Source organism: Fulvimarina thalattae, assembly GCF_040239565.1.
Classification (GTDB): Bacteria; Pseudomonadota; Alphaproteobacteria; order Rhizobiales; family Rhizobiaceae; genus Fulvimarina.
Genome location: NZ_JBEHWS010000004.1, coordinates 307,791 through 318,681, shown reverse-complemented (window position 1 = coordinate 318,681; position 10,891 = coordinate 307,791). Strand labels below are relative to the sequence as shown.

The window sequence follows — 10,891 nt, the reverse complement described above, 5'->3', positions numbered from 1 at the left end:
CGACGACGACCCGTCTCCACCACCGAAAGTCGGGAAACTTCGTGACTGTGAGTATGACTATCCATACTCACTGTCTCTTACGTCAGATCAGACCCAACAAGGCGGTACCCGGCGGGTGCTTACGATCCACGAAGGATCCGGGGCTTTTCTTTGCCTGGTACGACGGACTCTGCCGACGTTACTGTGCCGAGGAGGTCTGCACCGGTTTGACCAGCGGCGTGATACGGCGGACCGTCACGCGGCGGTTCTCGGCATTCTGCTCCTGCGTATTCACCTTCAGGAACTGCTCGCCATAGCCCTGCGTAATCAGGTTCTCCGGCGGAACGTCGAAGTAGTTGGTCAGCGCCGCCGCCACTGTCTCCGCACGCTGGTCGGACAGCCTCAAATTGGCGACATCGGTGCCAACCGCATCCGTATGGCCTTCGACGATGAAGGTCTCGTCCGGATTCTGGTCGATGACCTCGGAAATCGCACGGGCTAGGGCTTCCAGATTGGTGACCTGTTCCTGTGCGATCTCAGCCGAACCGAAACCGAAATTGATCGTGTTGAGATCGATCCGGCGAACCTTGTCGCGAATGCGCTTGGAGCGGCGCACCTCATCGACCGAGTATATCCGCTCGACCGTCTCGACAGGCGGAGCGACGATGGTGCGATAGTAGAGATCCTGATCGGGCTCGGCCACATCCACGATGTAGTCTGATTCCGGGATCGTGTACCGCACCGGCGGCAGCTCCGCGCCGGGATCGTAGTAATACTGTGGCTCGGCCGTATCGCTCTCCGCATAGGGATCGTAGAACAGCACGACCTCGCGCCCATCCGGCAAGATGCGCGAACGCTGGATGGTTTCGCCGTAGCGATTGGTGATCGTCACGACCTGCACCCCGTTCTCGCGAACGATCGTCTCGCGAACGCGGCCTCCGCCGAGGCGCTCATAGTACTGGTCCTGAGCGTCCACTGCGACACGGCCGGTGTCGTCGCTGCGGATGAAGTAGGCCGCGGCTGCGCCTGCCGCGGCGCCGGCAAGGCCGGCACCGACGAGCGACAGAATCTCGCGACCGTCGTCGTCACGCTCGACGACCTCGACCCCCGGAGGCACTTCCGGCTGGGGACCGCGCACGACGGTCGTGTTGTTGACCGTTGTATTGTTGGTCGTCGTCGTGTTGTTCGTGGTCGTTGAATTATCGGTGACCGTCGAATTGTTGATGGTCGTCGACTCGATCCGCTCGCCCTCTTCGGCGTTTGCCGACGGGATGTCTCCGACCGGCTCTGCCAGCGTCTGGACGCGGGCATCACTCGCGGCGACACCACCCTGAGGCACTTCCTCGGTCTGAATGTCCTCGGAAACGGCTTCCGGCTCTTCTTCTGGGGCAGTCGAAGCCGCGGCTGCTGCAGGCTCTTCGGCACTGTCTTCAGCAGGAGCGGCACCAGCTTCGGCCGGCGTATCTCCACTCGTTGCTTCGGGAAGCTCGCCGGTGCCTTCCGCATCGGTTTCTGCGGGAACAGCATCGGCGGGAGCGTCATCAGCTGGTGTTTCTTCAGCCGCTGATGGTTCCGCCGTGCCGTCTACGGCAGGAGCTTCGTCGAGAGTTTCACCCGGAGCCTCGTCAGCCGCAGGAACTTCTTCAGATGCGGGGTCGGCGGCAGGCTCTTCAGCCACGGCCGGCTCGTCGCTCGCTGCAGGGGCCGCGGCGCCTGGAGCTGCTTCATCCGCAGGTGCTTCCGGCTCGCTGGCTTCCGGCGCCGGTTCAGGTTCTGCTGCTTCCTCTTCAGCTGCTTCAGAAGCCGGCGCTTCTTCGGCGGCGGGTTCTTCCGCCGGAGCGGCTTCTTCAGCCGGTGCAGCCTCTAATTCCGGCTCAGGAGCCGGTGCTTCTTCTTGAGCAGCTTCGGGCTGTTGTTCGGGGGCAGCTTCTTCCGCAGGGGCTTCAGCCTGCGCTGGTGCGGGCGCTTCCGCTGGCGCCGGTTCTTCCGCAGGAGTCGGCTCTTCGACCGGAGCTTCCTCGGCCTGCGGCTCTGGGGCAGGGGCGTCTGCAGCTGGTGCCTGTGGTTCTTCAGCAGGCGCTTCAGGTTCCGGCTGCGGTTCTGGTGCCGGTTCCGGCTGGGGCTCAGGCTCCGGGGCAGGTGCCGGCTCTTCAGCCGCCGGTGCGGGCTCCTCTACCGGCTGGGCCTGCTCTGCCGGCTGTTCTTCCGGTGCAGGTTGCGCGCTCTCCGGCGGCAGAACTGGTTGTGCTTCACCCTCCGCCTGCGCGAGACGATATTCGGCACTGTCTGCGGCATAGGCCGAGATCGGACCGGCAAGGGCGGTCGAGGCAGCCAGCGTCGCCACGGAGGCGAAGCGGCCGGCTTTCTTGATATCGAACATGGTGTCCAACTCACGTTTTGTTTTCTCAATGCCGTGGCGGACTCTCTCGGTCTGCCCACGGGATCGTGGAGCGTCAGATAGGGCGCTCAAGATGAACGTAAGCTGAGTTTGCCGCGATCACGGGAAATTGGGCGGTTCCCAGTCATAAAGCCAGGAGAGAGAGGCGCGCAGGCGCGCAGGCGGCGTCACCGCCATGACGACGTCGCGCCCAAGCGAAAGGGGCGGCGGCAAATGGTAGACGAAGCGGTGGAAGCGCGCTCGCCCGACGACACGCTCGACACGCGCCCGGCGCAATCCTTCATAGGAAGCCAATGCGGCGATGAGATCGCGATGGGTGGCGATCTCATGGCTCAGAACATATGCGTCTTCGATCGCCATCGCCGCGCCTTGAGCGGCGAAGGGCAGCATGGCGTGCGCAGCATCGCCGATCAGGACGACTCGCCCATCGGCTAGCACCCATGGCCGGCTTGGTGGTGCCGCACGAAGCGGCCAAGGCGTGAAATCGGCGGCATTCGCGATCAGACCTTTCAGATCGGGATTCCAGTGAGAAAATGCCTGAGGGAGCCTCCGCCCTTTCGCGTCATTTTCCGAGGAGGCCTTTTCGACGAGGACGAGATTGACTTCTTCCCCGGACCGGATCGGATAGACGACAGCGTGACGCTTTGCACCGAGCCAGGCTGTGATGCCTGAGGTTCTCGCATTGAAGTCGCGGGCAGGTTGGCCGGTTACACGGCCGCGCCACGCAATAGCCCCTGCAAATTGTGCCGGCTGAAGGCGAAAATGGGATGCGACCCTACTGTTTACGCCGTCCGCCGCTATGAGGATGTCGGCGTTGGCCTGACTGCGCTCGCCATCTATTGAGCGAAATTCCGCGTCGATCCCGTCTGATCGGTTTTTGAGCGCAACGAGTTCATGGCCGGTTTCAAGCCGGATCAGCGGTTCGGTCTCGACAGCCTCGAGAAGAACTTTCTGCAGATCGCCGCGATGGATGGAAAGGTAAGGCGCGTCGTGGCCTGATCCCACGGGAACACTTGCGAGGCGCCGCCCGCTTCGCCCACTACGCAGGGTTACGGCTGTCGCTTCAACGCTGTGTTGCCGAAGAGCGGTTGTGAGATCGAGTCGGTCGAGAACACGCAGGGCGTTGGAGGAGAGCTGAAGGCCGGCCCCCACCTCCCGCAAGGTGGCGGCTCGCTCGTAGACTGTGGAACTGATCCCCCGCCGCGCGAGTGATAACGCCATGGTGAGGCCGCCGATGCCAGCGCCCACGATGGCGATCGATCTGCCGGATGAGTCTTCCATCGGCCGCTCAGCCAGATTCTGCGCTTCAGCCTTCGTAGAGACAGCCAGCCGGCTTGGTTTCGGTGGCTTTCAGATCGCCGGAATACTTGAAGAGGGTGGAACAGTAGGCGCAGATCTTCTCCTGCTCGTCGCCCATGTCGAGAAAGACGTGTGGGTGATCGTGCGGCGGATTGGCGCCGCAGCACATGAACTCCGTGACGCCGATCTCGATGACGTCGTGGCCTGCATCGTTCTGGAAGTGCGGGATCTGGTGTCCGGCCATAAGATACCTCGTCGGAACGCTCGTCTGATTTGGCGCGGACCATATTGAGGACGAGGTCGAAATGCCAGCGCCTGAAACGCAAAAAGCGGACCGTGCGGCCCGCTTTCGGTGATTTCCGTTGTTGCCCTCGCGCGAGGTCAGCTGGTGATGTCGACGCCCCCCGGGATCGTCTCGACCCGCGGATTTGCCTTCTTGAAGGCTGCGACCCAGTTGCGCGGAAGATAAAGGTGGTTGACGCCGCGCATACCCATGAACTCCGCCACGTCGTTGTTGAAAGACGAGCAGTTATAGGCAACCGCGCTCCAGAGCTTCAGGCCGGCCTGCTTCTCGCGAACAAAAGCGGAGAGGCGCTGGTACTGCGCGGCGGTGAGCGGGATTGTCATCTCGTTCTGTAGGTAGGCGATTTCCGTGTCACCGTCCGTCGGCCCCGTGCCTGACGGGACAGGAACCAAATGGCCCATGGAATACATTCCGGGTCCGCCTTCCGGCCAGAAACCGGCGATGTCTACCATTGAAGGGACAAGGACGCCGGAGCGATCGTAGGGAACTCGGCCCGTCGAATCGAGCTGTCCGAAGGCGACGAACGAATGGCCGTAGCTTTCCGCGTTACGAGCGCGGAAGGACATGAAATAGGGCTTGTCGAGAATGCCGACTGCGCTCTGGCCAGACCACGGCGTGAAGCTGACTTGGCCGGAAGCTGAAGCGAGATTGGCGGTCGGAGCGCCAACGGTCATGTTGCTGGACGTAGATGTCGAGGAACAGCCGGCTAGGGCTGTCACGACGAGCGCAATTGCGCCGAGTTTTGCGAAACTGTTTGCCATATCGGCCGATCCTAAACGCTTGCGAGGACCGTCCTGCGTTTGAGACGAGAACGTCGCGTGCTGAGTGTAGAAAGGGGAACGTATTGTTCCTAAAGGCCGAATGAGGCCGAATTTGGGGGAGCGGCTACTGCCAGCCCCCCCAATTTCTACAAGGGGATTAGCCCTTGGTGACGTAGGTCTCTTCATAGACAGGAGCCGGAGCAGCAACGGGCTCTTTGCCCTTGCCCTTACCCTTGCCCATGCAACCAGCGAAGGAAGCGACTGCGAGGGCCGCGACCGAAGCGATGATGATCTTTTTCATTTCTATACCTATCAGTGCCTGACGGATGATGCCGCAGTTAAGGTTCGGTCGCGTTGACCGATACCTGTCTGCAAACTGTTGCGATTTGGCGATAGGAGCAAGTGCGAAACCGCAACACTTGCCCGCCATCGCGATTACCTAACCCCGAAGCGCTTAATCTGCGGTTACCGAGGTCAGTTTCCCCTCTCTCAAAGGGCCGTAATCCCTTTATTCGCAAGCGTTTGTCACATCAAGCGCTCATTCGCATAGACTGGTGCGCAGTGGCATCACGTGTTTTGAAACGTGGAAATTCTTCGCGAGATGGAGGGCTCCAGACGGCCTCGCCGGACGCTCCGGCGGGTAACCTCGTCACCCATTGCCACGATCTTGCCACGAAGGGCAAGGCGAAGCGATTCTTATTCGGTCGGATTCAATACAAAACGGCCCGCGCCATTCCTGACGCGAGCCGATAACCGCCTGTTTATATTTTCGGATCGACGAAACCGATTCCCGTCAGCGAGTCACGATCTCGGGTCCCATCAGTGCGTTCGGAATGAACGTCGAGAGGAACGGCACGTAGGTGACGAGGATGAGGAACACGAAGAGGACGCAAACGAACGGCGCTGCCGCCTTCACCACCTTCACGAGACTCATCCCGGTGATGCCCGAGGTCACGAACAGGTTCAGTCCGATCGGCGGGGTGATCATGCCGATCTCCATATTCACGACCATGATGATGCCGAGGTGGATCGGGTCGATGCCGAGCTCCATAGCAATCGGGAACACGACGGGCGCGACGATAAGGAGGAGGCCCGAAGGCTCCATGAACTGGCCGCCGATGAGGAGCAGCACGTTCACCGCGATGAGGAAGGTGAACCAGTTGAAGCCGTAATCCAGCATCAGCGCCGTGATCGCATCGGGGATGCGCTCTGCCGTCAGCGTGTGGGCGAAGAGCAGCGCGTTGACGATGATGAACATCAGCATGACGGTCGTCTTTGAGGCGTCGACCATCACCTTGCGCGTCTCGTCGTGGATCAGCGCCGGAAAGAAGCGCACCGTCATGAGGCGCAGGTTGCGGCCCCAGATCGGCAGGCCGGCGGCAAGTGCGCCGGGGATCTGGCCGAGAACGCCCATGCCTGCGGTGCCCGTCGCGACATAGGCCGAACTGCCATCGATGCCGATGGCCTGAGATACCATGCCGTGCTGCAGCCGCCAGAACGGATAGGCGACGAGTACGATCGCGACGCCGATCAGCCCGATCATGGCGCGGAAATCGATCGTGGTGACGCCCGGCTCGCCCATGGCGAAGAAGGACAGAATCAGCCAGATGAAGAAGAAGGCGATCGCGTAGACCGTCGCCTTGAAGCCGACGACGGCGCGGTGGCTGCGCCCCTGGTCGATCCAGGCCTCCTCCTTGAGTGGACCCATGTCGCGGTAGATGAAGAGCGCGACGAAGCCGGAGTAGACCGCTGCGACCGCCGCGGCTTCCGTCGGCGTGAAGACGCCGCCGTAGATGCCGCCGAGGATGATGACGACGAGGAACACGCCCCAGCCGGCTTCCTTGCCGCCCTCGACGATTTCGTGGAAGCCTTTCCACTCTTCGGCCGGCAGGTTCTTCCAACGCGCGACGACGTAGATCGCAAGCATCAGCATGACGCCGGCAAGGATGCCGGGGATGATGCCGGCCAGGAACATGCGCCCGACAGAGACATTCACCGCTGCCGCATAGACGACCATGACGATCGACGGCGGAATGAGAATGCCGAGCGTGCCGGCATTGGCGATGATGCCCGCCGCGAAGCTCTTCGAATAGCCGACCTGCATCATGCCGGCGATGGCGATCGTGCCGATTGCGACGACGGTTGCGGGCGAGGAACCCGAAAGCGCGGCGAAAAGCATGCAGGCCAGCACCGAGGCCATGGCAAGGCCGCCCCGCAGATGGCCGATCGTGGCGATCGCGAGCCGGATGATCCGCTTGGCGACGCCGCCCGTCGACATGAAAGCCGAGGCGAGAATGAAGAAGGGAATGGCGAGCAGCGTATAGTTCTGGCTGGCGGTGAAGAGCTGCAGCGCGACCGAACTCATCGAATCGGACGAGAAGAGCGCGATGACGAGGATCGAGGACAGACCCAGCGAAATGGCGACCGGCACACCGAGAAACAGCAGGCCGAAGACCATGATGAAGAGGAAACCCGTTTCCATGGTCCGGTCAGTCCTTGAGCGTGTTGAGGTTCTGCTGGACGAGGTCTTCCGCCTCGTGGCCCGCTACGATGAGCTCCCTGTTGCCCCGCGCGATCTCGACGAGCGCTTGAAGGGAACGGTAGGAAAGGAGGGCAAGGCCCACAGGTAGCATGAGATAAGCGACCCAGCGCTGGACGCGGTCCTGAAGACCGAACGCCGTTTGCATCCAATCGGGATAGCGCAGTTCATCGAGGCCGGTGCCCCGGTCGAACATGAAAGTCCAGTAGCCGATGGCACCGCTCTGCCGCCAGTTCGACGAAACATCCGCGCCGAAGAAGGCGAGCCAGCCCGAATAGAGAAGCAGCATGCCATAGGCGAACGTCGCGAACGCGCCGAACAGAGCGGCAGCCTTGAAGAGCGGTTTGGGGAAGAGGCGGATGACCGCATCGACACCGAGATGGATGCCGACCTTCACGCCGTAGGCCATGCCGAAGAGAATGAGCCAGGCAAACAGGATTCGGGTCGCTTCCAGCGAGCCCTGCCAGCCGGAATTGAAGCCGTAACGTCCGACGACCTGAAAGAAGGAGATCAGCGTGATCAGCGCCATCAGGATGGCGATCACGTTCTCTTCCAGACGCTCGACGGCGGCGGGAAAGGCCCGCTCGGCCGCATACAAGGCCGCGACCAGCGCAAGAAGCGCGATGGTCATCCCCAAAAGTTCCATGATTTCCTCCCGATGGCCCCAAAGGGCACATGAGCGGGCCATGCTCTTGGCACGGCCCGATCGTTTATGGCGCTATCAGTTCGCGGACTGCTCGGCGGAGCCTTCGCTTCCTGCATCAGCCTTTTCGGTGGAGCCGTAGCTCTCGGCAGTTTCGATCACGTCGGCACCGATATCGTCTTCGAATTGGTCCCAGACGGGCTTCATCGTGTCGACCCAGACCTGACGCTGGCTATCGTCGAGTTCGCGGATCTCGGTTCCGGCCTCGGTAATCGAGCTGCGGCAGGTGGCTTCCTGATCGGCGACCTGCTGGTTCGCCTCCTCAAGTGTGTCACCGAGGATCTGCAGAAATTGCTCGCGTACATCCTCGTCGAGGCTGTCGAGCCAGTCCTGGCTGGTGATCACGCCGTAGGCGAGAAGCTGGTGGTTCGTCTCGGTGATGCCGTCCTGCACTTCGAAGAACTTCTGGGTGTAGATATTGCACCAGGTGTTTTCCTGGCCGTCCACAACGCCGGTCTGAAGGGCGCCGTAGACCTCCTTGAAGGCGAGCTTCTGGGCGGAAGCGTTCATCGCCTCGATCATCGCCACCGCGACGTCGGAGGTCTGGACGCGGAACTTGAGACCCGAAGCGTCTTCAGGCTTCAAGAGCGGCTTGTTGGCCGAGAACTGCTTGAGGCCGGATGCGATATAGCCGAGGCCCTTGTAGCCCTCGTCCTCGAGTGCGGCGAGAAGTTCGGTCGCATCGTCGGAAGCGAGATAGCTGTTCGCATCTTCGAGGGTCGGGAAGAGGAAGGGCAGATCGTAGAGGCGGAGCTGCTTGGTGTAGGCCTCGAACTTCGACAGCGACGGCGCGGCGAGCTGGACGTCGCCGAGGAGCAGAGCCTCCATCACCTTGTCGTCGTCGTAGAGCGTCGAGTTCGGGAACACCTGCATGCAGGCCTTGCCGTCCATCTGCTCGTTGATGTTTTTGGCGAGCAGCTGCGCCGCGTCTCCCTTCGGATGGCCGCTGTCGGCGACGACATGGCTGAACTTGATGACGGTCTCTCCGTCGCCGCAGGCATCGCTCTGCGCCTGTGCGGCACCGGCGGCCAGAACGAGCGCGAGGCCCGAGATCGTACCGAGCATGAGATTCTTCATGGGAATGTCTCCTCCGTGGCGGATCTTGGCGATCCGTTTGAATTGGCGTTTTTCGCGTGCCGAGCCGGGGGCTCCGGTTCGTCAGCTAAGCGTGACACGCAACATGCGGGATGGCTGAAGAAACGTCTTCGATTGGGTAAGGCACAGCCGTGAGGGGCCGGCTACCAAAGTCTCGCAATGCCTCCCGCCACCGCGATACAAAACGTTCTGCATCTGTCGTGCCAGTTTTCAATATTAGCAGAGATTTGTTGGAGAGGTGCGGATTTTCAGGGCGTTAGGGGGCGACCGCCGCTGCCCGTCACGAATGCGAACGGGCTCGTTGTGTAGCGAGCTACCCATCGTCGGCTCCGCCGATCGGCAGCTGACGACACATCGGTTTCTGGTGCTGTAGGCGCAACTCATGGACCGAAGAGGTTTGCGGTTCGAAGCTGAAAAACCCCTTCAGGCGTCGCTGCGCTCCTCGTCGGGTTCGCTTGTTTCGATCCCGAGCCTTTTGATCTTGTCGTATAGACCTTTGCGCGAAATCTGAAGCGCCTCGAACGTCGGCTTCAGCGCACCTTGATTTCGCGACAGTTCCGTTTCGATGACGAGCTTTTCATAGGCCGCCAACCGGTCGGCGAGCGAACCTTTCTCGCTGACGGGCTCGGAAAGGCGCTCGGTTTCGGACTTCTTTGCGGCGGCCACTCCCGGCCACATACCGAGGACGAACCGGTCGGCGTAATTGCGTAGCTCGCGGACATTTCCGGGCCAGTCCTGCCCGATCAGCATTGCCTCGATCTCCGGGGCGATCGGCGGGATTTCGCGTCGGAACCTCGCCCGCGCCTCGCGCGCAAGGTGATAGAACAGGAGCGGGATATCCTCGCGGCGTTCCTTCAGCGGCGGGATCGTCATCGTCACGACGTTGAGGCGATAATAGAGGTCGGAGCGAAACCTGCCCTTGCGGCCGGCCTCGGCAAGATCGGTCTTGGTCGCGGCGAGAAAGCGGATATCGAGTTCGATCGGCTTGTTAGAGCCCAGCCGCTCGATCGTACGGGTCTCGATCGCCCTCAGAAGCTTTGCCTGAAGATCAAGCGGCATCGATTCAATCTCGTCGAGAAAGATCGTGCCTCCGTCTGCATGTTCCAGCTTGCCGATCCGTTGCTTCTGGGCACCGGTGAACGCGCCGGGCTCGTGGCCGAAGAGTTCCGATTCGATGATATCGGCCGGGAGAGCTGCGCAGTTGATGGCGACGAAATTGCCCTTCTTGCGGTCGCCGAAATCGTGCAGTGCGCGTGCGACGACCTCTTTGCCGGCGCCGGTCTCTCCGAGGATGAGGACATCGACATCCGTGTCGGCAAGCGCCGATATCTCGTTGCGAAGCCTCTGGATCGCCGGTGTTCGCCCGACAAGCCGTGCCGCCAGTTCGTGGTCTCCGTCGAGAACCGAGCGCAGCAGCCGGTTCTCCATGACGAGGCGGCGCTTTTCGAGGGCGCGCTCGATGACCGAGTAGAGCCGCGATACCGAGAAAGGCTTCTCGATGAAGTCGTAGGCGCCGGTCCGCATGGCATCCACCGCCATCTGAACGTCGCCATGGCCGGTAATCAGGATGACCGGCAGCGTCGGATCGATCGCGAGAGCTTCTTTCAAAAGTTGCAGCCCGTCGAGACCCTTCATGCGAATGTCGCTGACGACCACCGCATAGGCGTCGTGCCGAAGCTGGGAGAGAAGCGTGGACCCGTTCTGATGAATGCGGACGGGCAAGCCTTCCAATTCGAGCCCTTGGGCGAGGGCGTCGCGCAGATCCTCGTCGTCGTCGACCAGATGAACGACTGCGGCGCTTGGATCGGGCATG

At 61.6% G+C, this 10,891-nt stretch carries 9 protein-coding genes; all 9 read right to left on the bottom strand.

What is annotated here, in order from left to right; genetic code table 11:
* Positions 1-178: 178 nt before the first annotated feature.
* Positions 179-2,359: an OmpA family protein gene (locus ABRA89_RS07900; protein ID WP_349940900.1), complete on the bottom strand. Its 2,181-nt coding sequence runs from the start codon at positions 2,357-2,359 to the stop codon at positions 179-181.
* A gap of 117 nt (positions 2,360-2,476) precedes the next feature.
* Positions 2,477-3,658 carry an FAD-dependent monooxygenase gene (locus ABRA89_RS07895; RefSeq protein WP_349940899.1) on the bottom strand — a complete coding sequence of 394 codons (1,182 nt, stop codon included), beginning with the start codon at positions 3,656-3,658 and terminating at the stop codon, positions 2,477-2,479.
* 25 nt (positions 3,659-3,683) lie between these two features.
* Positions 3,684-3,920 carry a zinc-finger domain-containing protein gene (locus tag ABRA89_RS07890; RefSeq protein WP_349940898.1) on the bottom strand — a complete coding sequence of 79 codons (237 nt, stop codon included), beginning with the start codon at positions 3,918-3,920 and terminating at the stop codon, positions 3,684-3,686.
* Between the two features lie 137 nt (positions 3,921-4,057).
* Complete coding sequence (locus ABRA89_RS07885; RefSeq protein WP_349940897.1) at positions 4,058-4,741, bottom strand: hypothetical protein; 684 nt, start codon at positions 4,739-4,741, stop codon at positions 4,058-4,060.
* Positions 4,742-4,898: 157 nt separating this feature from the next.
* Positions 4,899-5,042, bottom strand: coding sequence for a hypothetical protein (locus ABRA89_RS07880; RefSeq protein WP_007065759.1), 144 nt, complete (start codon positions 5,040-5,042; stop codon positions 4,899-4,901).
* A gap of 492 nt (positions 5,043-5,534) precedes the next feature.
* Positions 5,535-7,223 (bottom strand): TRAP transporter large permease, encoded by a 1,689-nt coding sequence (locus ABRA89_RS07875; RefSeq protein ID WP_349940896.1) that lies wholly within the window; start codon positions 7,221-7,223, stop codon positions 5,535-5,537.
* 7 nt (positions 7,224-7,230) lie between these two features.
* A complete protein-coding gene (locus ABRA89_RS07870) occupies positions 7,231-7,926 on the bottom strand; it encodes a TRAP transporter small permease (RefSeq protein WP_349940895.1) in 696 nt (231 codons plus the stop codon).
* A gap of 75 nt (positions 7,927-8,001) precedes the next feature.
* Positions 8,002-9,060, bottom strand: a complete 1,059-nt coding sequence (locus tag ABRA89_RS07865) for a DctP family TRAP transporter solute-binding subunit (RefSeq protein WP_349940894.1) — start codon at positions 9,058-9,060, stop codon at positions 8,002-8,004.
* A gap of 441 nt (positions 9,061-9,501) precedes the next feature.
* A complete protein-coding gene (locus ABRA89_RS07860; RefSeq protein WP_349940893.1) occupies positions 9,502-10,890 on the bottom strand; it encodes a sigma-54-dependent transcriptional regulator in 1,389 nt (462 codons plus the stop codon).
* Position 10,891: the final 1 nt, after the last annotated feature.